We start from the raw sequence: 23,872 nt of genomic DNA on the forward strand, positions 1-23,872 counted from the left end.
CATTCGCCCCGTATACCCTATCGTTGTCCAACTCATACTGGAAATGGGAAGCATCGAGCGCCTCCCGCGGGGAGGCAGGACTCGACAGGGGGGAATCCGCGTGCGCGCACTGCTGTACGTGCAGAACGACGGGACCCTGTTGGTGCAATCGGATCACCCGCACTACGAGGCCCTGCGGCCGCGCCTGCTGGCGTTCGCGGAGCTGGCGCAGCGAATGGACCCCATCCACATCTACCGCATCCGACCCATCTCTCTGTGGCAGGCGGCGAGCCTTGGCTCCACGGCGCGCGAGATCCTGACCTTCCTGCGCGATCACGCGGCACACCCTGTCCCGTATGACCTCCAGCGGACCATCGCGCAAGAGGTGGCCAAGTGGGGGCGGCTGACCCTGCACCAAGGCGCTCGCGAGCGAATCGTTCTGCGCGGGGATCCGGAATCCTTGGCCGCAGCCCGCGTCGTACCGGAAGTGGCGGCCATAACGGCCGCGGACCGGAGCGACGGACTGGTTTTCAGGGCTGCTCATCGGGCCCGGGTCAAACGGGCGTTGGCCAGTGCCGGGTTGCCCGTGATGGATCACGTGGGTTACCAGGCGGCCTCGGCCCTGTCGTTCTCCCTGCGCGAGGAGACGCGGCTGCGGGGATATCAGGAGGAGGCGGTCCGGCGGTTTCTGCGGCAGGGGGGCGAACAGAGCGGGGTGATTGTCCTGCCCTGCGGCGCCGGCAAGACGCTCGTCGGCATCGCCGTGATCCAGGCGCTCGGATGGCACGCCCTGGTGTTGACGCCGAGCGAGACGGCCGCACGCCAGTGGCAGCGCGAGTTCCTGGACCGGACCGACGTGCGCCCGGAGGACGTGTCCCTCTACCGGCCGGGACACCCCGTCACGCCCGTCACCATCACCACCTACCAGCGCGTGGCGGCGCAGGACCGGCGGGGAAGGCGACGGCACCTCGAGTCTCTGACGACCCATCCCTGGGGGATTGTGGTCTACGACGAGGTGCACATGTTGCCCGCACCGCTGTTCCGGCTCGCCGCCGATCTCCAAGGGGCTCGCCGGCTGGGACTGACCGCTACCCTGGTGCGGGAAGACGGCGCCGAGGCCGACGTGTTCAGCCTGATTGGTCCCAAGTGTTACGAGGTCCCTTGGAAGCAGTTGGAGGAGGCCGGATATCTGGCTGCGGTTCGGTGTGTCGAGCTGCACGTCCCGCTCCCCGCCGCGGAACAGGGGCGGTATCTGTCGGCTGGAATCCGCGAACAGCACCGCATCGCGGCGGCCAACCCTGCCAAGCGGGGCGTGGTGGAGGCCCTGTTGAAACAGCACGCGGGCGAGAGCGTGCTCATCCTCGGGCATTACGTGGAGCCCCTGCGCGCCCTCGCGGATGCCCTCGGATGCCCGCTCGTCACCGGCACCACGCCGCAGCCGGAGCGGGAGCGCTGGTTCGAAGCATTCCGAACCGGGCGCATCCGCCGCATCGCGCTGTCCCGGATCGCCAACACGGCCGTAGACCTGCCATGCGCGTCCGTGGCGATTCAGGTGTCCGGCCTCTTCGGCTCGCGCCAAGAGGAGGCGCAGCGCTTGGGGCGGCTGCTGCGGCCGCAAACCCGGGAGGGGGTCTTTTACACCTTGGTCAGCAAAGGGACGGTCGAGGCCCGAACCGCCAAGCACCGCCAGCTCTACCTGGTGGAACAAGGCTACACATACCGCGTCTACGACAGCCACGAGTACCTGCCGGAAGGGGTGGATGAAGATGAAGCTGTCGGAGTGCCTGAGCACCGCTGACATCAACACCTTGCGCAAGATCTCGGATCACTACGGATTGACCTGCTCCAAGCACTCGAAGCTGGCGCTGCTGCAGGAGCTGCTCTACGCATTCCGGCAAGGCCGCTTTCTCGACGAGGCCATCGCCCGGTGGCAGGAAGGCCGGGATGAGGCGATGCTCCGCCTGTGCTTGGAGACGCGGAGCCGGTTTTCCGCCGAGGAGTTGCGCGGGATCTTCCAATCCTGCGGCGGGGAGGCGGTGATTGACGAGGCCATCCGCGAGGGCTGGCTGTTTCCCAGCAGCCGGTACGGAGGACGGCTCTACTATTACATCCCCGACGAGTTGCAGGCGGCGATGCGACGCCAGTTGGTCGCGCGCTTCCTGCGCAACCTCCGCCGCTCGCAAGAAGGGCCCCTGCTGTATCAGGACGAAGGTCTCGCCCTGGTGCGAGACCTGGATGTCTTCCTGGAGTACGTGCGGCACCATACGGTGCCGTTGACGACGGGCGGAAGCATGTACAAGCGCAACCTGACGCAGGTGCTGGAGCTGTTCGAAGTGCAGGAGACGCCCCTTCAGGGAGGATGGCGGTTCGGTTACGGGCGGCGGTTTCACGATTATCCGGACCGGCTGGCACTGCTGTACGACTACGCGTACAGCGCCCGCCTGATTGTCGAGGGGGAGGACGGGTACCTGCACGCCGCGGAGGATTGCAGTGACTGGTACGGCCTCAGCGAGATCGAGCAGGCGCGCGCGCTGATGCGGTTTTACATTCACCTCTACCGGCGGCCCATTGCCCGCCTCCCGCAGGTGGTCCACCTGTTGGCCCACACGGCGGTCGACTGGCTGGACAGCGCCGAAACCCTTGACGCGTTGGCTCATCTGGTTACGCCGTACTACTACGACGACCGGGAACAGGTCTGGCGCACCCGCATCCTGAAAATGCTGATGCACCTGGGTTTGATCCGGATTGGGCAGGACGAAACGGGCCGGGAGTGGTTTCAAATCACGAAACTCGGTCAACAATTAATTACACCGGATGCGTTACCAGCGACCCCGGATCAAACGCGGGAACGCCAGCGCATTCTGATTGTGCAGCCGAACTTCGACATCGTCGTCACGGGCGACCAACCGCTGGTGACGAACGAACTCGCGGCCTTCACGGATCTGCGCCAGGCGGGCGCCATCCGGGTCTACCGTTTGAGCGAGGCGAGCGTCCGCCGCGGCATGGCGTCCGGAGGGCTTGTGTCCGCCTGGTTGGCGTTCTTGCACCAACACGCCCAGACGCCGGTGCCGGGCAACGTCGAGCGGACGCTGCTGGAATGGGGGCGAACGCAGCGAGAACCAGAGATGGGAGAAAGCAGTCTGACGAGTTGAAGTTCCGTGGGCCAGGGAGGCGCGGATAGATTTGGAGGGCCATTCCGGGCGGGTGTGGAAGGAAAAAATGACGCGCCAGTCGAATAAAATACTCGAAGAATTCACACGGCACCTTCGCCGCTGGGGTCAGGTTGTGGACGTTCTGGATCACCGGATATTCGGCTACAACCAATCAGGGAGGAGACGGCAATGGGCAATACCGTAACGGTCGCCGAAAAGAAACACTTTCTGCGTTGGTTTCTGTCGAATTACCAACTGCAAAGTCGGGAAGCGGAGATGCTCATCCGCTACATGATGACCCGTGAGAGCGTGCTGCGCCGGGTTCACTTCGTCGACAGCTTCCGGCAGCTGCCGCGGGTCATCGTGGTGTCCACGACCTGTGTTCAAGCCGCCCCCTTCCGGTACTACCGGCGCAACAAGCCGGTGTCCACGGACGTGGAACAGGCGTTCTTGGACCTGTATCAACACCCGGACGAAGACGTGTATGTCAATCTCTACTTCAAAGACCGGGCGACCAGCGCCGCGTACTCGGCCGTGCTGGAGGAGATCGCGCCAGCCGAACTGGAACCGGCCGTCAAAGAGCTCATCAGCATGCAGGCCGAATGGATCATCGAACAGGCGGTGCGCAACCATCAGCGGGAGCACCTCATGCGCGCCGTCGACGAGGCGTTGGATCGCGGGGATCGGGAGGCGTTCCTGGAGGCCAGCCGCCGTCTGATTGAGTTCGACGCCAGCACGTCCGCCGCGATGCCCGGTTGACGAGCGGCCGTATGGGAGGGGCGGTGACCGCCCCTTTTTCTTTTCTTCACCGGACCGATATCCCAGACATCCTGTCACGCATCGGATCTCTGAACCTCTCATTCCCCCTCTTGACAAAGTCCACCTGGGCTACTGTATCCTGTACTCAGTCTGAATTACCCCAAACATCTATAATTTAAATCAGAATTCATGGTTTGTACACTCATGGAGAGGAGAATCGGGAACATGGGTACACCTGAGCAGCGCGCAGCCGCAAGATGGAGTGAAGACGGTTGGTCGGTCGTCCTCGGGTTGGTTCTCGTCCTTGCCGTGTGGGCGGCGTATCAGCTCAAGCAGCCGTTGGATGTCTTTCAGCACGCCATCCCGGTGACGTGGCCGGCCCATGCGTTGGGGCAGCACTTCGCGCAGAACGGACTGGCCTACGTCGCGTTGTGGCTGGTTCTGTTGGTGTTGACCGGTGTGGCCGCGCGTGCGCTCGGCACACCCTTTCTTCCGTACGCTGCCGGCTTCACGGTGCTGTTCGTCCTGGCGGGCGTGATCTTGGTCATCGGCAGCCAGCAAACCCTGAAGACCTACGGTCTCGAGTATCCGTTCTGGGCACTGCTCTTTGGGGTGGTGATTGGCAACCTCATCCGGCTGCCCGGGTGGCTGGCAGCGGCCGCAGGGCGCACCGAACTGTTCATCAAGACGTCCATCGTGCTGTTGGGCGCCAACCTTCCGTTCTCCATCATCGCCACGTCCGGCCCCCGCGGGTTTGTCGAAGCGCTGGTCATCGTGGCACTGGGATTCACCGTCGCGTTCATCGTCGGGAAGCGGCTGGGGATTGACCCGCTCTACATCTCCATCCTCGGTGCGGGAGCCTCGGTGTGCGGCGTGTCGGCGGCCATCGCGGTCGGCAACGCGGTGCGGGCCCCGCAGCGCAAGGTGGGCTACGTGGTCTCGCTGGTGGTGGTCTACGGGTTGATCCTGGTGTTCCTGCTGCCCGCCCTGGTGCATCTGCTCGGCCTGAGCAACACCGTCGGCGGGGCGTGGATCGGTGGCTCGGAATTGGCGGACGCGTCCGGCGCGGCCGCCGCAGCCATCCTCGGCGATACGGCGGTCAGCACGTTCTCGCTCGTCAAGCTCAGCCGGGACGTGTTGATCAGCGTCATCTGCCTGATTCTCGGCGCCGTCGCCGCCACCCGGTGGAATGCCGAAGCCCAGCCGTCGTCGTCGCCCTGGTCCGAACTGTGGCGCCGGTTCCCCAAGTTCGTGTTGGCCTTCGTGATCGCGTCTCTCTTGGCGACGTGGTGGCAGGCCGCCTACGGCAAGGCGTTCAACACGGATTTCACGGCCAACCTCAACGCGGTCCGCACGTGGTTGTTCACGCTCACCTTCTTCGGGGTGGGGCTGAACACCCGCTTCCGTGAGGTCCGGGAGGTCGGCGGCAGGGCCATCGCCCTGTTCACCACGGTCGTGATTGTGAACGTGATCGCCGGGTTGATCTTGGCGTACCTGCTGTTCAACGGCCGTTGAGATTGTGCCCCCCGAGGCGCTGTGGTACGTTTCTCATGGCAGTGACCGAGGGGGGAGCACATGCGCTTCGAACGCCTCACACCGAATCAGTTCGCACGGATCCAAGACGGTTTTGACACCCTTCTGGTGAGCGCATACTGTCCGCTTCCGCTCGATCCCGCCGTCAGCCACCTGGCGGCGGTGTGGATCGGGCAGCGGCTGGCGGATGGGGCGGCAGGCCGTTTTCAAGGCCGGGCCGCGTTGTGGCCGCTTGGACACAACGCATTCGTCCGGGCATCCGACCGAGCGTGGCTGGCCGACCTCCGGCGAGGGTTTCCCTACGGGGTGCGCCACGGCGTCCTGGTGACGGACCGGACCCTGACGGACGACGTGCTGCGGCTGGCGGACGCCGACGGCGCGGATTGGCTGATCTTCGATTGGTGGCAGTGGTTGCGCCGGCGCGTGCCGGCGGAGCGACTGCCGGAGGCGTGGGCGTTTCTGTGCCACGCCTGTCCTGCCTATGCGGCCAGCGAGGAGCGCCTGAGCCTCGGGTTGCCGGACGACGTGATGCAGGCGATGGCGGCCGAGGGACAACGCCTGTTTTCGGCGATGGAGGAGGCATTGAGCCGGCACATTTTGGCGCTGTGGGCATAGTCCGGGGCATTCTGGCCATCCTAATGTATGACAATCGCTTCCGGACCGCATCCTGTGACAGGGTTATGACGAATTGTCGAAACTGAATCCTTCGAACTCTAGCGAACTGTTGGCATTGCTTGACACACCGGATGAGCCAATCATAAGATGTGGAGTGTGCAGCTGGTGCCCGGTCTACATACTTTTTTGGCTTTTCACAGGGTGCGGGATGGAGGTCAGGAGGGCCACAAACGTGTCCGACTTCCATGAACGAGCATCACGAGAGCAGCAGCCAGGGCTGAGCCGGCGGCAATTTTTGACGTACGCGCTGGGGGGAACCGGGGCGTTCATGGCATCGCTGGTCGCCGTCCCGTTCGTCGTGGAGACGTTCGACCCGATTCGCCGAGGCGGTGCAAACGCCTTCGTCAACTCCGGCCACAAGGTGTCGGAATTTAATAAAACGCTGCCACAATTAGTTGAGTTTCGGGCGCATCGGGACGACGGATGGAACTCGGCGGACATTCCGTCGCGCGCATGGGTCATCCTGCAAGAGGACGGCTCGCCGCTCGCGATGTCCCCCATCTGTACGCACCTGGGCTGCCAGGTCAACGGCACGCTGGGTCCCGACGGGAAACCGGAACCCTCCCAGGATGGACAGTGGTGGTTTCACTGCCCGTGCCACGGCAGCAAGTACACCGTGTACGGCATCCAATCGCCGGGATCGCCGGCGCCGCGCCCGCTCGATGTGCACAAAGTCAAGGTGGACGAGGCCGGCTACCTGTACTTGGGACCGCTGCAACAACGCAACAGCGCGGGGCAGGTGATATCGTAAGATGTTGAAAAAGGCGTACGATTGGATCGACGAGCGTCTGAACGTGACGCCGCTGTGGCGGGACGTGGCCGATCACGACGTGCCGGCCCACGTGAATCCGGCCATCAAGATGTCCGCCTTCGTGTATTGTTTCGGCGGCCTCACGTTTCTGGTCATCACCACCCAAATCCTGTCGGGCATGTTCCTGGCGATGTACTACACGCCGGACATCACCAACGCGTGGTACAGCGTCAAGTACATCACCGACGAGGTGCTGCTCGGCAATGTGGTGCGCGGCATGCACTTTTGGGGCGCGAGCTTGGTCATCATCATGATGTTTTTGCATATGCTGCGCGTCTTTTTCACCGGGGCGTACAAGAAGCCGCGCGAGATGAATTGGGTGGTCGGCGTCCTCATCTTCTTCGTCGTCCTCGGCTTCGGGTTCACCGGGTACCTGCTCCCGTGGGACCAGAAGGCGTACTGGGCGACCGCGGTCGGGGCGCAGTTGGCGGGATCCATCCCATGGATTGGCCCGTACATCCAGACGCTGCTGCTCGGGAGCCACACCGTGGGCGCTCTGACGCTGACGCGCTTCTTCGCGATTCATGTGTTCTTCCTGCCGGCCGCCCTGCTGGTGCTGCTGGCGCTGCACTTCATCATGATCCGCGCGCAACACATCGCGGGTCCGCTGTAAGCCGTGCCTTCGCGAGAACGCTGAGCGAGGAGGGGACATTTTGGCTGCTGGAGGCGAACGGATTCCGGGTACGCCACGGTACCGGCATCATCACCTGAAGAATCCGGGGACCGAACCGTTCATCCCCAACTTTCTCTTGAAAGAGTGGATCGCCGGTTCGGTGTTCTTGCTGGCTTTCATGCTGTGGGTTGTGTTCAATCCGGTCGACCTCGGGTCGAAGGCCAATCCGGATGATACGTCGTTCATCCCCGTCCCGGACTGGTACTTTCTGTTCTTGTACCAGCTTCTGAAGTACTTTCCGGGCGACAATGAGCTGTTCGGCACCATTCTGGTCCCCATGGTGGGCGCGCTTCTGTTGTTGTTCGCCCCCTGGCTGGACACAAAGAAGACGCGGCACCCGTACAAGCGTCCGCTGGCGACGGCGGGGATGGTGCTGACCACGTTTCTCGTCATCTGGCTGACCAATGAAGCGGCTGTGCAACACGCGGCGGAGGTCGCCGCGGCGAGCGGCCAGGCGACGCCGGGGCTGCCGGTCATTCCCAAGATTGAGGCGTCCCAGATCCACTTGGTGGACACCTCCGACCCCGGATACCAACTGTTCCAGAACACCTGCGCCAACTGCCACGGGAAGAGCGGCGAGGGCGGTGCCGGGCCCCCGATCTACGCGATCGGCAAGTACTGGGATGCCAAAAAGCTGTACGACTTCATCGAAAATCCTGCCCCGGGGATGCCCAAGAAAGGCACCCTCTCCAGCGACGCCGACGTCCAGAAGGTCGCCGACTGGCTGGCCAAGCAAAAAGGCTGATCTGGCCCTGTGGCCCGGTGATGCAGAAAAGCACGGCACGGAAAAACGGAAAAACCCGGTCCGCGCATCCACGCGGGATCGGGTTTTCTTCGCGCATCGGGCGGCGTGTCCTCCACCGGGCGGCCCGTCACGGGCACCTTCATCACCGGGTAAATCCCTCTCCGAGGACCTCGTGCACGTCGTTGACCACCACGAAGGCGCGCGGATCGGCCGCGTGCACAATCTGCTGAACCCGCACGACCTCCTCGCGGGACACCACGCAGTACACCACCTGTCGCGGCGTGCCGGTGAAGCCGCCGACCGCTTGGAACAGCGTCGTGCCGCGTTCCAGCTGGCGGTGGATGGCATCGGCGATGGCCTCCGGATGGTCCGAGACGATGGTCAGGGCTTTGCCGCGCCGGGTGCCCTCGATGACGAAATCGATCACGCGGCTGGCCACGAACAACGCCACCAGCGAGTACATGGCCGTTTCGCGGCCGATAAGCACCGCCACGATGCCGATCACGCACACATCGATGGAGAACAGGGTCCGGCCCATGCTCACGCCGTACCGGTGGCGGACGAGCCGGGCGATGATGTCCGAGCCGCCGGTGGTCGCGCCGGACCGAAAGATCAGGCCGAGCCCGAGCCCCGTCACCACGCCGGCGTACAGGGCGCCGAGCAGCGGATCGTGCGTCGGGAGCTGGATGCGGGCGGTCAGCGAGCTGAACAAGGACACCGCCACAACCCCGCCGGTGGTGAGCACAATGAATTCATGTCCGAACACCCGCCAGCCAATCCACAACAGCGGGATGTTGAGCAGGAAGAACGTCAGACCGAGCGGCCAGTGCAGAAGATACAGAAACAACAGCGAGATGCCGACAAACCCGCCCTCGGCCAGATGATTGCTGACCAAAAAGGCGTTTAACCCGAGTGCATAGATGAGGGCGCCGGCGAGGATGGACAACCACTTCCACATCCACCGGGGCCCTGCCGGCCAAGTCATGTGTGCTCCAGACACCCCCTGGACCGAGACGAGCCTTTCCCGTGTTGCCTCATTATACGGGACCGTTCAGCCGCGTGGCAACTTTTCCCGCGGCCACAGCAGCACGAGGAGGAGGCCCGCGCTGATCCATCCGAAAGCGGTGTAGGCGTACTGCACGACGGCGCTGAATCCCACCTGGCTGACGAGGTAGGCGAGCATCAGCACCGCGGCGGTGACGGCGGCGTTGCGGCGGGGGGACGAGGTCCCCAATTGGGCGGTGAGGGCGTAGAGATCGCCGACCAGGGTGGAATACACCTCGGCCCACAGGACGAACACGTAGCCCCAGCGCAGGAGCGCACCCAGTTGTTCCGCCACGTACGCCATGGGCACATCGTATTCCAAGGCGCGCGGGAAGTAGGTGTGGAGCGTGAACGTCACCGCGGCGAGCATTCCGGCCAGGCCGAGGGCGCCGATGAGGGCGCCGAAGCGGAGCGTCCGGAGGTCGCGGACGTCCGCGCCGAGCGGGAGCAGGACGCCGGCGGACAGGCCGGTGTTGAAGGCCGCGTACAACAGGGCAGATACGAGCGTGGCCAAGCCGGGGCCGCCGAGCGCATGGCCGCTGTGCCAGGCGGTCCGCCACCCGTGGGCGTGCCACGTGTGCCAGGCGGCGTACAGCACGAAGGCGCACATCGCCGGGACGATGAGGGTGTTGGCGCGCAGGATGCCACGGATCCCCCACAGGACGGTGATGTAGGAGATCCCCATGGTCACCAGCGCCCCCAGCTGGAATGAGCCGCCCAACCGTTCCTGGAACAGGGCACCGGATCCGGCGATCATCGCCACCGTCACACCGAACAGCATGGTCAGGATCACGGCGTCGAGCACCCATGTGAGCCCAGGCCCGAACAGGCGTTCGTTCAACTCGTGATAGGAGCGCACGCCCCACACGGCGCCGAGCTGCATCAGCCGGTACCCCATGCCGGCGAACAGGAGGAACGACAGGAGAATGGTGAGGTAGGCCCAGTTCCCGTAGCGCCCGAAGAACTGAAAGACCTCCTGGCCGGACGCGAACCCCGCGCCGACCACCGTACCGATGTACGCGCAACCCACCTGGAATGCCATCCACCCGGTCCGCCGCACCGGCGTCACCTCCTTCTCTCAACATATGGCGGGTCTGTCCCAAAGATGCGGGAGGCGGGACATGTCCCCGACACAGGGTCGATATACATAGAACCAGCGGTTGTCCCTGCGCCGAGGGCAGCCGTCCGATGTGAGGGAAAAGGAGGAGGTGGAATGACCGATGTGCAAGCCATCGTGCTGGGCGTGGTGCAGGGTGTGACCGAATTCCTGCCCATCTCCAGCTCGGGGCACCTGGTGCTGTTGCAGAAGCTGTGGCACATCTCCGGAGACTCCCTGCTGTTCATCACCTTCGTGCACGTGGGGACACTCGTCGCCGTGGTTTGGGCGTTCCGCCGGGAGGTGGGCTGGCTGATCCGCAGTCCGTGGTCGTGGACGGCGAGGATGATCCTGTTGGCGCTAGTCCCGACGGCGATGGTGGGCGCGTTGTTCGAGGAGCTGTTCGAGAACCTCTTTGCCAGCGGCGTCACCCTCGGCATGGAGTTCGTCGTGACGGGGATCCTCCTGTGGTGGATGGACACCGTGCCTGCAGGCGAGAAGACGGAGCAGAACATGAGGCCGGCGGACGCGCTGTGGGTGGGCACCCTGCAAGGCATGGCCATTCTCCCGGCGCTGTCGCGCTCCGGTCTGACCATGGCGGCGGCGCTGTGGCGCGGCATGGGCCGGGAGGCCGCGGGCCGCTTCTCGTTTTTGTTGTCCATCCCGGCCATCCTCGGGGCCACTTTGGTCGAGCTGACGGAGATGCTGGAGCGCCCGGCCGGCGGATCGGCCATCCACTGGGGACCGATGGTGATCGGCGCCGCAGCCGCGTCGGTGGCGGGCTACGCGTCCGTGAAGCTCACCCTCTGGCTGCTGCGGAGGGCACGGATGAAGTGGTTTGCGTGGTATGTATGGATCCTGGCCGAATTCGTGTTCATTGATCAACTGTTCCACCACCGCTGGTTCCCGCCGTTGTGGTGAACACCCTGTCTCGATGGGGTGCCGGCCAAGGAGCACCTGCCGGCACAGCGACGGGGGCTGGCGCCCGGGCGCCAGCCCCCCGTCTGCGAGTTGTGCCTGTCGACGCCGCATCCCCGTCTCCGGCTGCGCCGCCCGTCAGACCCTGCGCATCTTGACGCGCCAGGCGATGATGCGGGTTTTGCGCAGGAGATAGACGACGACGGAGAGGAGGAGCAGTCCTCCGAACAGCCAGACCCAGGTGGTCAGACTGAGTGCCATCACTTGCCACCAGGGAGCGCCTTGGGACGCCGCCCGAAAGGACGCGAAAACCGGAACGGATTGCGTGAGCGCGGCGCTGGCCGGCTTCCCGAGTCCCAACGCCCACAGGGCGAGGGTCAGGATGGCCGCCAACACGCCGTGAGCGAACCGGGCGAGGAAGTACGGAAACATGCGGATGTCGGTGTTCGTGATGACGCTCGCCACCTGCGCGTGCACCGCCAGGCCGCTCCATGCGATGATGCCGCTGACGACCGCCACGCGCTGCAGCAGCGGCGCGTTGGCGACTGCGGCGGCCTGCGCGCTGCCGATGTCTATCTCGAGCAGACCCGCCAACGTGGAATTGACGAGGCCGCTGTGCACGCCGAGCAGATGGTAGATGGCCGCGACAGGCAACCCCAGGAGCGTGAGGATGCCCGACAGGTGCAGAATCTCAATCATCACCGCGAAAAACACGATGAAACCGCAGATCATGAACAGGGTCATCATGGATTCTGTGACCGCTTCCCGCAGCAATTTGCCGAACGGGCGGCCATCCTCCGCCCGGGCACGCGGGATCTCGCGCAACGCGCGGATGAAGAGGTTGCCCGGGGCTCTCGTCTCGGCCTTCGGGGTTTCACCTTTGCCACGTCCCCAGAACTTGAAGCTGACGCCGACCACAAACGCCGCGATGTAATGCGCCACGGCAATCAGAATGCCGAGTTCCGGCGATTTGAACATCCCGACGGCGACCGCGCTGATCATGAACAGGGGATCGGCCGTATTGGTGAAGGCCAGGAGCCGCTCTCCCTCGATGCGCGTGCACATGCCCGATTCACGAAAGCGGGCGGTGATGACGGCGTCCATGGGGTACCCGGCGGCCAGGCCCATCGACAGGGCGAACGCGCCGATGCCGGGGACGCTGAACAGCGGCCGCATCAGGGGTTCGAGCAGAATTCCGAGGCCGTGGACCACACCGAGCCCGAGCATCAGTTCGGAGAGGATGAAGAAGGGCAGCAGAGACGGAAAGACGACATCCCAGAATACGCGCAAGCCTGCGATGCCTGCTTCGAATCCTGGTTTGGGATAGACGACCAGCGCGACGCAGAAGATCACGACGGCCAGCCCCAACAGGTAGGTCGACAGATGTCGAGCCCGCGATGCGTTCACGGTGTCATCTCCTTTACCGGAGTTGTCCCCTGGATGGTCCATAACATCATATTGGGCGGGCCCTGCGTTTATGTTCGCCTGTGACCGCGCCGGTTTGTCAGGGCGCCCCGCGGTATAGTAAGGTAGGAACGTGAAGGTGCGGACAGGAGGGATGGGGATGGCTCTGACCGTGCGCGGCATGCAGGAGGAGGTCGACGCGTACATCCGCCAGTTCAAGGAAGGGTATTTCACGCCGATGACCCTGGTGGTCCGCTTGGCGGAAGAGTTGGGGGAACTGGCGCGCGAGGTCAATCACCTGCACGGGGAAAAGCCGAAAAAGCCGGACGAACCGGAGGGCAGCATCGCGCTGGAATTGGGCGACCTCCTGTTCGTCATCACGTGCCTGGCGAATCGCCTCGGAATTGACCTCGAACAAGCATTCACCGGTGTGATGGACAAGTTTCGCACGCGCGATCGCGACCGGTGGACGCGCATCGGAACGCCGTCTGCCGATTCCCGGCAGGAAGCGGCGGGGCGCACAGACACGCCTTGAGGACGGGCAAGGCTTGGGCGACGGCACAGTCCGCTGCTTGACCCGCGCATACGCTGGCAGCGGGAGGTGGCGGCCATGCTCGGGGAACGTTGGTTGAAGGTGGCCTTTTCTTACCTCTACATTCGCGATTTCAACCGCGCCATGGAGGCGTTCCGGCGCGCCATCGCCTGCGACCCGGACAACCCGGCGTGTTACTTTCACGCCTCCGTGACCGCGCTGCGCAATGAAGATTGGGAACCGGCGCTGGCCTGGGCGGCGGATGCCGCCCGGTTGGACCCGGAAAACGTGCTCTATCAAGAACATCTCCGGCTGGTGCTGGCCGCCTGGGTGCAGGCCCATCCGGCCTGCTCCGACACTGCGGCGGCGGATGCGCCGCCGGAGAGCGACACCATCGATGACCCGGTCCGTGTGCGGCTGGGAGAGGAGGAATGAGATTGGCTTCGCGCCATCGCATCACGGTCGCCGTCGCCGGCGCCGGCGGCAAAATGGGCTCGGAAGCCCTCCGGGCGCTGGCGGCGGACGATCGCTTTGACACGGTCGCCGTTTTGGTCCGCGACGCGGGACAAGCCCAGGCATCCGGGCAGTACACGTGCCCGGTGTACGACGACCCGGAGCGCCTGTTGATGGAAGCTCATCCGGACGTCTGGCTCGATTTTACGGACGCCCGCAGCGTTGTTCACCATGTCGACCGCTGCATCGCCTTCGGCGTCTCCCCGGTCGTGGGCGCCACCGGCTATACGCCGGAGGATGTGGCGCGCTGGAACGAGGCGTGCCTGCGCCAGGGGATCGGTGGCATCGCCGCCCCCAATTTCGCCATCGGCGCCCTGTTGATGATGCGTTTTGCGGCCGAGGCGGCGCGGTTCTTCACCCGCGCCGAGATCATCGAGATGCATCACGACGGCAAGAAGGACGCGCCCTCGGGAACGGCCCGGCGCACCGCCGAACAGATGGCCGCGCACCGGGAAGACGCCGCGGGCGATCCCGCCGCCCATCGCGTCTCCGCCGCGGGCATCACTGTGACAGACGCGGCGCCCGCACGCGGATGGTCCTATCAAGGCGTCCCCATTCACAGCGTCCGCCTGCCCGGGCTCGTGGCGCACCAGGAGGTCATCTTCGGCGGGGCCGGCGAGGTGCTGACCATCCGCCACGATTCCCTGTCGCGGACCAGCTTCATGCCCGGCGCGCTGTTGGCCTGCGCCCGCGTCCGCGAGGTCCGGGGCATGGTCTACGGGCTCGAACACCTGCTGTGGTGAGGAGGAACGCGGTATGAACATCGCCCTGATTGCCCACGACCGGATGAAGGACAGCTTGGTCAACTTCGTCATCGCCTACCGCCACATCTTCGCGCAGGCGACGCTGTACGCGACCGGCACCACGGGCCAGCGGATCGCCGAAGCCACCGGACTGACGGTGCACCGGGTGCTCTCCGGCCCCCTCGGCGGCGACCAGCAGATCGGCGCGCGCATCGCGGAAGACGTCATCGACATGGTGGTGTTCCTCCGCGATCCGTTGACCGCCCAACCGCACGAGCCGGATATCACCGCGCTGTTGCGCCTGTGCGACGTCCACAACGTGCCCGTGGCGACCAACCTCGCCACCGCCGAAGCCTTGTTGCGCGGATTGGAGCGGGGCGACCTCGATTGGCGGCGCGTGCTGCACGACGATTCGGCAGACGGCGCGGACCGCTGAGCGGGGAGTCGGAGCCCGCGTCATGGCTGCCGGACGAGGGGCAGGATGGCCGCCCCATGTGGAAGAGGTGCTCGGAACACTGGAGGCCGCCGGATTCCAAGCGTTTGTCGTCGGCGGCGGGGTGCGCGACCGCTTGCTCGAGCGTCCCTGCCACGATTACGATGTCGCCACCGACGCCCGGCCGGCACAGGTCGCGGCCCTTTTCGAGCGCACCATCCCCACCGGAATCCGCCACGGGACCGTCACCGTCCTGCCCGCCTCGGCGTCCGGCCTGCCCGTCGAGGTGACGACCTTTCGCGTCGAGGATGGCTATTCGGACGGCCGCCATCCGGACCGGGTCCGCTTCACGAACCGGATTGAGGCGGATCTGGCGCGGCGCGATTTCACCGTCAACGCCATGGCGATGGATACTGCAGGACGCCTGGTGGATCCGTTCGGCGGGGCACAGGACCTGGTGCGGCGTCGCATCCGGGCGGTGGGTGAGGCTGCGGAGCGGTTCGCCGAGGACGGTCTGCGCATCCTGCGCGGCCTCCGGTTCGCAGCCGAGCTCGGGTTCACGCTGGACCCTGCGACGCAGGCCGCCATGGAGCGCGAAACGCACAGGCTGGGACGGATCTCCCTCGAGCGCATCGGCCAGGAACTCGCCCGCATCGCGCGAGCGGGCTGGGGTCCGGTGGCCGACGCCTTGGCCCGCGGTCCGTACCTGCACCAACTGCCGCCGCCTTGGCCGAACCTGTATCCGGGCTTTGCCCGGTTGGCCGGTCTGCCCGCACACCTCGCGGCATGGCCGCGTGCCGTGAGACGGTCTGCGCCCTGGAGCGAAGAGGAGCGGCAGGCGGCCAGTCTCGCCGTATGGGCGTTCGCCGCCGGCTGTCCGCCCGAGACGGCTGCGGCACTGGCCCGTGCCGTCCGCTGGCCGGTGCGGATCGGCCGCTTGGCGACGCGCGCGCTGGCGGCGATGGCGGACGATCCCGCCGGATTTTCTCCGGTTCAATGGCGGTTCGCCCTGTGGCGCGAACATCCGCCAGCACTGGCCATCGCGTGCCGCCTCCTCGACTGGTGGGAGCGTCCGGACGGCCCGTGCCCGCGCATGGCGTCGTACAAGTCATACGCTGCCCAGCAGCCGCTGCGCCACATCGGGGACCTGGCCGTCGACGGCCGCACCCTCCTCGCCCTCGGCCTGCAGGGCCCGGCCATCGGCCAGGTGAGAGAACGATTGGTGGAGGCCATCCTGCGCGGGGACGTGGCGAACGACCCGGCCGAGCTGATGCCGCTGGCGCGCCGGTGGGCCGCGGAGGCGGAGGAGGCGCAGAGGACTCGAAAGGAGGAGCACCGTGGGAGACGCGTGGATGAATGACCCGCGCCGGGCCGACGCGGAGGAGGCGCGCGAGGCCGTCGCGGACGCCTTGCTCGACGCCGCTGGCGCCTTCGTGTCCGGCACGGCGCTGAGCGAGAAGACCGGCCTGTCGCGCACGGCCATCTGGAAACACGTGCAGGCCCTCGTGGACCAGGATTTCGTCATCGAATCGACGCCGCGGTTGGGCCACCGGCTCAAGGCCGTTCCGGACAAGGCCCTGCCCGTGCTCGTCCGCCGGCACCTGGATTCCGGAACGGAGCTGGGCAGGCGGGGGATCTGGCACGATGAAGTCGACTCCACCAACACGCTGGCGAGCGAATGGGCGCGCCGCGGCGCACCGAACGGGTTTCTCGTCGCGGCGGGCCGCCAGCGGGGCGGACGCGGGCGGCGCGGACGAGTTTGGTTCTCTCCCCCGGAGGGTCTGTGGTTTTCGCTGGTCCTCACTCGCCCCCTGCCGCTTCGGCGTGCCCCGGAGCTCACCCTCCTGGCGAGCGTCGCCGTCCGGCGGGCCATCGCGCGTGTGGCCGAGGCGGCCCCGGACATCAAGTGGCCGAACGACCTGTTGATGAAGGGGCGAAAGGTCTGCGGCGTCCTCGCCGAGATCCGGGCCGAAGGGGAGCTGGTCGAGCACGCGGTGGTGGGCATCGGGATCAACGCCAACATCCGGCACGATGCGTTCCCTGAGGAACTGCGGGATCGGGCCACCTCCATCCTGGCCATGACGGGCCGGCAGATGCCGCTCGCGCTTCTGTGCGCCGAGGTGTGCAACCAGTTTGACCCGTTGTACCGCGGGCTGGCCGAGACGGGGGAGGGGTTCGCCCGCGTCATGGACGAGTGGAGCGATGCCTGCGTCACGCTGGGGCAGTGGGTACGGGTCGAGACCCCGCGCGGGGTGGTGGAAGGCCGGGCCCTCGCGGTGGATGAGTCCGGAGCGCTGCACATGGATGGCGCGGACGGGCAGCGGATCGTCCTCCATACCGGGGAAGTCCTCTTCTCCCATTGAGTTCTATTTCCGTTGAAGCCTGGAAGGCAAACACCGCCTGGAAACACGCGCATAATGCGCCAGTCGTCCGTTCAATCTACGGACGAAAGGGGGAGTGGCGTGTGTTTGACGCGGGGTTCGCCTTGCTGTTTCGCGCCGTGGACCGGATTCGGAAGCAGTTGGCGACGGCGGACGCCGACCTCCGCCGCTATCTCGCCGAAGAGTTGTACTGCCTGCGCCAGTTGGGCGAGCAGTACATCGACCACTGGATGACACTGGAGGAGCAGATCACCGACTTGATCCACACCTATGACCTGCCCGACGGCCTGCTCGAGCCCGCATCCCTCGACCAGGCGCCGGTGGCCGCGGCGCCCGCACAGGCCCGGGCGGACGGACAGAGCCCCGGCGAGAGCCGCACGGCCCGCGCCCATCGGGGCCCAAGTCCCGCGGCGCCCATGGTGCGGTTGGCCGCCGGGCAAGGCCACAAGGCCGATCCGCCATCGGCGCCTGTGTGGGCGCAGCTCGGTTTCGACGATACTCCTCCTGTGTCCGTCCAGTTCCGTAAGGGGCTGGGCTATTTCGATCTCGCCATGTTCCGGGACGCTGCCACCGCCCTGGAGCAGGTGGTGCAGGGCGCGGAGACGCCCCTAGCCCGGCTGTACCTGGCTGCCTCCTACGCGGCGGAGGGGCGGAGCGAGGACGCCATGGCCCAGTTGGACCACCTGCGCAAGTATGTCACCGACCCGCTCGTCTTCTGCGCCACGCGCGAAATTGAGGCGCAGATCCACCTGGCCGCCGGGCGGACCGAATTGGCGTTGCAAGCGCTCGCTCGCGTCACGGCCACCCTCCCCAAGTACCCCGACGCTTGGTTCAATCTCTCCCTCTGTTACGCCAAACTGGGTGACCTGGCGGCCGCCGAGCGGTGCGCGGCGCTGGCCCTCGCCCTCGATCCCCATGACGCCGAGGCCGCGTGCGTGCTCGCGGCCGTCCAGTTCGCCCGCAACCACATCGCCGACGCCGAAAGTACCTGCCGCCAGGCACTGTCGGAGCACCCGCGCCACGCGGATCTGACGCTCCTGACCGCGCACCTGCATCGGGTGAAGGGCGAGTGGGACGCGTGTGCACGGGCCTGCCAGGCGGTGATCCGCGCCCGACCGGATGAAGGTTCGGCATGGTCTTTGTTGGCATGGGCCAGGCTTCAACAGGGAAAGACGGAGGAAGCCCTGGCGTTGCTGCAAAAGCGGCTTGCGGTTTGCCGCGAGGACGCCGCGGCCATGGTGCAACTCGGGGTGGTGCTGCTCCTGGCGGGCGACCTGGATCGGGCCGAACGGGTATTGACCCGCTGCCTCGCCAAGTACCCCAACAAGTCGCTCGTCTGGATCGCCCTCGGGAAGGTCAGCCTGGAACGGGGCGAGCGCCGTCAGGCCCATACCCGGTTCCTTCGCGCCGCCAAGGACGTCCGGCCGGCCGTACGGCGGCTGGCCCTGTATTGGTACGGCCGGGCCATGCTGGACGCGGATTGCCCCGAACAGGCGGAACGATATCTGAAGGCGGCTGCCGCCTGGGGTGCACCGAATGCCGCCATCCTCTCCGCGCTGGCGGAGACGGCAAAGCGGCTCGGCCGCCCGCTCGAGGCGGAGAAGTGGCAGGACCGCGCCCGCCAACTGAATTCCCCGGACCCCTCCTGACATCGCCGCCATCCGTCGCCGTGTCTGGTACAATGGGAGGGACATTGGACGGACACGCAGGGGAGGCGGATGGGTGAAGGTCATCGTCGTTCACCTGAACACCCGGCAAGACGGAGCCATACCCTCGTTGGACGCCGCATGCTGGCAGGACGGGGTGTGGACCGACACCCTGCAACGGATCACGCCGCCGTCCGGGCGCGGGGCCAAACGGGGCGAGGATTCGGCGGACGAGGCCTGGACGGCCTTTGCCGAACATCTGGCCGGCGGAGCCACGCTGGCCATCGAGAGCACGACCACCCTGGAGCGTTTGGACGAGATGTTCCGGGGAGCGGTGGTGTGGCCCGACGCCGCCGACGTCCTGGATCTCACCCAGATGGCCCGCATTTTGGCCCCGGAGTGGACCTCCGTCGTGCACCTGCCCGCTGAGGCGGCGGAAGACGCGGAGGACGCCGCGCCGGACAACCCGTCCCGCCGGTTGTGGGAGGCGTTGACGGACCGTGCGCTGCGGCTGCCTGTCCACACCCTCCAACAGATGGCGCACATCGCGCTGTTTCTGTCGAGGCCGTTCGCGGACTGGCTCCAATGGGCTGCCGAACAGCGCCAAGCGCGGGCTGGCTTGGCCTTGCCCGAGGGCTGCCGGCAGATTCAGTCCCTCGTGTTTCGCGACGATCCCGCCGCCGGCCTGGCCGAGTCGGGCGATGCCGCGGACGGGAAGCGGATGGTGCGGACAAGCGCGGATGTCGACGCGGGGGACACAGACGAGGAGGCCGACGCCACTGGCGCACCATCCGCCGGTGATGTGGATGCACCGGATGCATCTCCTGCGCGGGCGGACGGGGTGGCGGACGCGTGGCCCCTGGCCGAGGATCTGTTGGGGCCGGAGGGCCCGTTCGCGAGCCGCCTCCCTGGGTTTCAGGTCCGGCAGGGACAACTGGAGATGGCGCGCGCCGTGCGCGAGGCGCTGGATGCGGACGCCCATTTAATGGTGGAGGCGGGGACAGGGACCGGGAAATCCCTCGCCTACCTCGTGCCCGCGGCCCTGTACGCCCTGTCCCGGGACACGCGCGTCGTGGTCTCGACGCACACCATCGCGCTGCAGGATCAGATTGAACACCGGGACTTTCCGTTGTTGCGCAGCGTAATCGAACACCCGTTGGAACTGGCGGTGCTCAAGGGACGGACGCACTACGTGTGCATGCGCAAGCTGCAGCAGGAGGTCCACACCGCGAACTGGGCGACCGACCCGGGGGAGTTGGAGGCGTATCTGCGGCTGCTGGCCTGGTTGGTGGAGACGGAGACCGGAGACCGGGAGGAACTGCCGGTGCACGGCCGCATGCACGAGGTGTGGTCGCGCGTGCAGAGCGAAACGGAGACGTGCATCGGCAAACGGTGCCCGTTTTTCAAACCGTGTTACTACTTCCGGGCACGGGGCCGGGCGTACCAAGCGGACGTGGTCATCGCCAACCATTCGCTGGTGTTCTCCGATCTGAAGGCGGAACGCCGGGTGCTTCCGCGCTATGACAAACTGATTGTCGACGAGGCCCACCACTTGGAAGAGGAGGCCACGCGCCATCTCGGGGACGAGGTGCACTGGGGCGCCATCGCGGCGATGATGCAGCGCTTGGCGCGCGAAGGCGGCCGCAGCGGCGTCATCCCGGAATTGCTGCACCGCCTGCAGGGGGCTGAATCGGCGGCGCAGCGGGTAGCGGGCCCATTGGAGCAACTGCTCGAGCGGCTCGCGGACGTGCGCAAATGCGTGGAGGCTGCCTTCACGGCACTGGCCGCCCTGGTGCCGCCGGGACAGTCGGAACTTCGTCTGACACCGGCGGTGCAATCGGCGGCAGCGTGGCAGGCGTATCAGGAACAGACGCAGCAATTGGGCGACCAGATTCGGGAACTCGAACGAATCGCCGCGCGCCTCGAGGACGCGGCCCAGGTGGACGACGCCGACCTCTCCGGCCGGCTGGTGGACGCCCGCGGCTTCCTGATGGCGCTGACCGACCAACTCCGGGTGCTGATGGAGGGCGCCCATTTGGCGGACGAAGCCTGGGTCACCTGGGTGCAGGCCGGGCCTCGGGAGGGGTCCGCCTCCGGGCCGCTGCGCATCAGTCTGCACCGCGCGCCCATCGACGTGGCGTCCATCCTCAGGGAGTACCTGTTCGACGCCACGTCGTCGGTCATCCTGACCTCGGCGACGCTCACCGTCGACGGGGAGTTTCACCACGCCGTCCGCCGCTTTGGCCTGGCGGGCGCGCAGAAGGAAGGGCGCCTGAGGACGCTGACGGTGGCTTCGCCGTTCTCCATGTCGCGCCAGGCGCTGTTGTGCGTGCCGACTGACGTCCCGGAGCTGGCGCGCATGGAACCGGAAGAAGCGGCGCCCTGGGTGGGGGAGTCTATCGTCCAACTCGCCCGGGTCAGCGGCGGGCGCCTGTTGGCCCTGTTCACCAGCCACGCGCTGCTGCGGGCCACCGCCGAGCGGGCGCGGCCCGCGCTCGCGCCGCACGGCATCGTCGTGTACGCCCAGGGTGTCGACGGCGGACGCACGCAACTGCTCGACGCCTTCAGGAAGAATCCCCGTTCGGTGCTGTTCGGCACGCAGTCGTTCTGGGAAGGCATCGACCTGCCGGGGGATCAACTGGTGGCCCTGGTCATCGTCCGCCTGCCCTTCTCGCCGCCGTCGCATCCCGTGCACCAGGCGCGCTGTGAACGCTTGGAGGCCGAGGGCCTCAATCCGTTCGCATTCCACAGCCTGCCCGACGCGGTCGTCCGGTTCCGGCAGGGCGTGGGGCGCCTGATCCGCACCGTGGATGATCGCGGCGTCGTCGTGGTGTTCGACAAACGGATCATCACGCACGCGTACGGCCGCACCTTCATCCGGTCCATCCCCGGGCTGCGCGCCGTCACCGGTCGGGAGCGAGACGTCCTCGCCCGCGCGGCCGCCTTTCTGCGCGGCCAGAGGACCCCGGGCTGAACCGGTCCGGCCGCATCCGGTCGGTCCCGTCCCGGGCGCAGGTCGGCCGTATGAACCCCTCGCGCTTGCCCACACTACACCGTGAGCGGACGCGAGGAGGTGCCCCCATGCACACCATGTGGAAAGGTTCCATCAGTTTCGGTTTGGTCAACGTCCCCGTGCGCATGTTTGCGGCCACGGAGTCGAAGGATGTGAAGTTCCGCTACCTGCACAAGGCCTGCAAGACCCCCATTGAATACCAGCGCACCTGCCCCACGTGCAACCGGCCGGTGCCGTGGGAAGAGATTGTGCGCGGATTCGAATATGAGCCGAACCGGTTCGTCGTGCTCGACGAAGAAGACCTGCAGGCCGTGAAAAAGGCCCGTTCCCAGACCATCGACATCGTCGACTTCGTCGAACTCACGGAGATTGACCCCGTTTACTACGACCGGACGTACTACCTGGCTCCGGAGGCGTCGGGTGTCAAGGCCTACCGGTTGTTGGAACGGGCGATGCGGGAGACGGGGAAGATCGCCATTGCGCGGACGGTGCTGCGCAACCGCGAGACCTTGGCGTGCGTCCGGGTTCATGAGGGCGTCATCCTCATGGAAACCCTCTTCTGGCCAGACGAGGTGCGCTCGACCGAGGAGCTGCCGAATCTGCACGCCGAGGCTGCGCCGAGCGACCGCGAGGTGGAGATGGCTGTGACCCTCGTCAACCAGCTGTCGACCCGGTTTGAACCGGAAAAGTATGTGGATGAGCACCGCAACGAGGTCATGGCCCTGATTGAACGCAAGATCGCCAACGAGGAAGTGGCGCAGCCGGCAGCGGCGACACGCCGGGCGGAGAACATCGTCGATCTGATGGAAGCCCTGCAGGAGAGCATCCGACAGACGAAGCCCAAGCGCCCGGCGCGGAAGAAGAAGACGTCGTGAGCGCGTCCACGGAAATCGAGGTCCCGGCGGAACACCCGGTGACCATCACCCATCCGGACAAGCTGCTCTGGCCGGAGGCGGGGATCACAAAACTCGGGTACGTGCGCTACCTGGCCCAGGTGGCGCCGGTGATGCTGCCGCATCTGCAGGACCGGCTGCTGACGATGATCCGCTTTCCGGACGGGATTCACGGGCACTCGTTTTATCAAAAGGACGCTCCGGCAGGGACGCCGGAGTGGGTGCGGACGGAAGCGGTGTGGTCACCGGATCGCCAGGAACGGATCCATTACGTCGTCGTCGACTCGGTCGCGACGCTTCTGTGGCTGGCCAACATCGGATGCCTGGAACTGCACGTGGGATTCTCGACAGTGGGCAAGCCGAATGAGCCGACATCCGTGGCGTTCGACCTGGATCCCACGGCGCCCGGCTTCGAGCGGGTACGAACGGTGGCGATGTGCCTGCACGAACTGCTCGGGCGGCTCGACCTTCCGCATGCCGTGAAGACCTCCGGGGCGACGGGCCTGCAGTTGTTCATTCCCCTGGCCCCGGGGCACACGTACGAGCAGACGCGGGTGTTCACGCGCGCTGTGGCGGAGTACGCCCTGAAGCGCCTGCCGCACCTGGTCACCTTGGAGCGCCGGGTGAAGGACCGGGGGGACAAGGTGTACGTCGACTATCTTCAACACGGTGCCACGCGCACGCTGATTGCCCCGTACAGTCCGCGGGCCCGACGGGAGGCGACGGTTTCCGCGCCTCTGACGTTCCTGGAACTCGGCCGCGGCAGCCGTCCCGAGGATTTCACCCTGCACAACATGCCGCGGCGCGTCCATGAACGGGGAGACCTGCTCCAGTGCGGGCCGGGCGCCGATCTCCGGCCCATCGTATCGTTCCTCCAGCGACGCCCGGCACCGGCCTGGTGAGCGGGCCAGGCTTTGGTATAATCGGGT

At 66.2% G+C, this 23,872-nt stretch carries 22 protein-coding genes; 19 read left to right on the forward strand and 3 right to left on the reverse strand.

Going from position 1 to position 23,872, the window contains the following annotated elements:
* The first annotated feature begins 100 nt into the window (after positions 1-100).
* The 8 genes from BM357_RS14335 to BM357_RS14370 all read left to right on the forward strand — a co-directional run bounded on the left by BM357_RS14335 (position 101) and on the right by BM357_RS14370 (position 8,327).
* The gene (locus tag BM357_RS14335) at positions 101-1,777 is read left to right on the forward strand and encodes a DNA repair helicase XPB (RefSeq protein ID WP_074954905.1); all 1,677 of its coding nucleotides are present in this window, start codon (positions 101-103) and stop codon (positions 1,775-1,777) included.
* On the forward strand, positions 1,746-3,131 hold the full coding sequence (locus BM357_RS14340) for a helicase-associated domain-containing protein (RefSeq protein WP_074954908.1): 1,386 nt from the start codon (positions 1,746-1,748) through the stop codon (positions 3,129-3,131). The genes BM357_RS14335 and BM357_RS14340 overlap by 32 nt, the downstream gene beginning before the upstream one ends.
* Before the next feature lie 189 nt (positions 3,132-3,320).
* A complete protein-coding gene (locus BM357_RS14345; RefSeq protein WP_074954914.1) occupies positions 3,321-3,890 on the forward strand; it encodes a YpiB family protein in 570 nt (189 codons plus the stop codon).
* A 225-nt stretch (positions 3,891-4,115) separates the two neighbouring features.
* Entirely contained in the window at positions 4,116-5,405 is a 1,290-nt protein-coding gene (locus BM357_RS14350; protein WP_074954917.1) for a YeiH family protein, read from the forward strand.
* 60 nt (positions 5,406-5,465) lie between these two features.
* Positions 5,466-6,038, forward strand: coding sequence for a hypothetical protein (locus BM357_RS14355; RefSeq protein WP_074954920.1), 573 nt, complete (start codon positions 5,466-5,468; stop codon positions 6,036-6,038).
* Positions 6,039-6,270: 232 nt separating this feature from the next.
* The gene (locus tag BM357_RS14360; protein WP_245784012.1) at positions 6,271-6,849 is read left to right on the forward strand and encodes a ubiquinol-cytochrome c reductase iron-sulfur subunit; all 579 of its coding nucleotides are present in this window, start codon (positions 6,271-6,273) and stop codon (positions 6,847-6,849) included.
* A 1-nt stretch (position 6,850) separates the two neighbouring features.
* Positions 6,851-7,522, forward strand: a complete 672-nt coding sequence (gene qcrB, locus BM357_RS14365) for a menaquinol-cytochrome c reductase cytochrome b subunit (protein ID WP_029420339.1) — start codon at positions 6,851-6,853, stop codon at positions 7,520-7,522.
* A gap of 40 nt (positions 7,523-7,562) precedes the next feature.
* Complete coding sequence (locus BM357_RS14370) at positions 7,563-8,327, forward strand: menaquinol-cytochrome c reductase cytochrome b/c subunit (RefSeq protein ID WP_245784013.1); 765 nt, start codon at positions 7,563-7,565, stop codon at positions 8,325-8,327.
* Positions 8,328-8,469: 142 nt separating this feature from the next.
* On the opposite strand, the gene BM357_RS14375 is transcribed toward BM357_RS14370, so the two are convergent.
* The gene (locus tag BM357_RS14375) at positions 8,470-9,285 is read right to left on the reverse strand and encodes a YitT family protein (protein WP_074955034.1); all 816 of its coding nucleotides are present in this window, start codon (positions 9,283-9,285) and stop codon (positions 8,470-8,472) included.
* 93 nt (positions 9,286-9,378) lie between these two features.
* A complete protein-coding gene (locus tag BM357_RS14380) occupies positions 9,379-10,431 on the reverse strand; it encodes a YkvI family membrane protein (RefSeq protein WP_083430555.1) in 1,053 nt (350 codons plus the stop codon).
* A 153-nt stretch (positions 10,432-10,584) separates the two neighbouring features.
* On the opposite strand from BM357_RS14380, the gene BM357_RS14385 reads away from it, so the two are divergent.
* Positions 10,585-11,388: an undecaprenyl-diphosphate phosphatase gene (locus BM357_RS14385; RefSeq protein WP_074954926.1), complete on the forward strand. Its 804-nt coding sequence runs from the start codon at positions 10,585-10,587 to the stop codon at positions 11,386-11,388.
* A gap of 135 nt (positions 11,389-11,523) precedes the next feature.
* Here BM357_RS14385 and ylbJ read toward each other — a convergent pair whose 3' ends face one another.
* On the reverse strand, positions 11,524-12,792 hold the full coding sequence (gene ylbJ / locus BM357_RS14390) for a sporulation integral membrane protein YlbJ (RefSeq protein WP_245784014.1): 1,269 nt from the start codon (positions 12,790-12,792) through the stop codon (positions 11,524-11,526).
* Positions 12,793-12,949: 157 nt separating this feature from the next.
* Here ylbJ and BM357_RS14395 point away from each other — a divergent pair, with 157 nt between their 5' ends.
* From BM357_RS14395 to ligD, 10 genes are all read left to right on the forward strand, one after another.
* The gene (locus BM357_RS14395) at positions 12,950-13,324 is read left to right on the forward strand and encodes a nucleotide pyrophosphohydrolase (RefSeq protein WP_074954929.1); all 375 of its coding nucleotides are present in this window, start codon (positions 12,950-12,952) and stop codon (positions 13,322-13,324) included.
* A 75-nt stretch (positions 13,325-13,399) separates the two neighbouring features.
* On the forward strand, positions 13,400-13,756 hold the full coding sequence (locus tag BM357_RS14400) for a tetratricopeptide repeat protein (protein ID WP_074954932.1): 357 nt from the start codon (positions 13,400-13,402) through the stop codon (positions 13,754-13,756).
* A gap of 2 nt (positions 13,757-13,758) precedes the next feature.
* A complete protein-coding gene (gene dapB, locus BM357_RS14405) occupies positions 13,759-14,577 on the forward strand; it encodes a 4-hydroxy-tetrahydrodipicolinate reductase (protein WP_245784015.1) in 819 nt (272 codons plus the stop codon).
* A 13-nt stretch (positions 14,578-14,590) separates the two neighbouring features.
* On the forward strand, positions 14,591-15,013 hold the full coding sequence (locus BM357_RS14410) for a methylglyoxal synthase (protein WP_074954938.1): 423 nt from the start codon (positions 14,591-14,593) through the stop codon (positions 15,011-15,013).
* A gap of 22 nt (positions 15,014-15,035) precedes the next feature.
* Complete coding sequence (locus tag BM357_RS14415) at positions 15,036-16,370, forward strand: tRNA nucleotidyltransferase/poly(A) polymerase-related protein (protein ID WP_083430557.1); 1,335 nt, start codon at positions 15,036-15,038, stop codon at positions 16,368-16,370.
* A complete protein-coding gene (locus tag BM357_RS14420; protein WP_245784016.1) occupies positions 16,348-17,373 on the forward strand; it encodes a biotin--[acetyl-CoA-carboxylase] ligase in 1,026 nt (341 codons plus the stop codon). Before BM357_RS14415 ends, BM357_RS14420 begins: the two co-directional genes overlap by 23 nt.
* A gap of 101 nt (positions 17,374-17,474) precedes the next feature.
* Entirely contained in the window at positions 17,475-19,040 is a 1,566-nt protein-coding gene (locus BM357_RS14425; protein ID WP_074954947.1) for a tetratricopeptide repeat protein, read from the forward strand.
* A gap of 73 nt (positions 19,041-19,113) precedes the next feature.
* Positions 19,114-22,011 carry an ATP-dependent DNA helicase gene (locus BM357_RS14430; protein WP_074954950.1) on the forward strand — a complete coding sequence of 966 codons (2,898 nt, stop codon included), beginning with the start codon at positions 19,114-19,116 and terminating at the stop codon, positions 22,009-22,011.
* A gap of 107 nt (positions 22,012-22,118) precedes the next feature.
* Positions 22,119-22,925, forward strand: coding sequence for a non-homologous end joining protein Ku (gene ku / locus BM357_RS14435; protein ID WP_074954953.1), 807 nt, complete (start codon positions 22,119-22,121; stop codon positions 22,923-22,925).
* Complete coding sequence (gene ligD / locus BM357_RS14440; RefSeq protein WP_074954956.1) at positions 22,922-23,845, forward strand: non-homologous end-joining DNA ligase; 924 nt, start codon at positions 22,922-22,924, stop codon at positions 23,843-23,845. The genes ku and ligD overlap by 4 nt, the downstream gene beginning before the upstream one ends.
* Positions 23,846-23,872 lie beyond the last annotated feature (27 nt).

It is taken from the genome of Paenalicyclobacillus macrosporangiidus (genome assembly GCF_900116805.1).
Lineage (GTDB): Bacteria > Bacillota > Bacilli > Alicyclobacillales > Alicyclobacillaceae > Alicyclobacillus_H > Alicyclobacillus_H macrosporangiidus.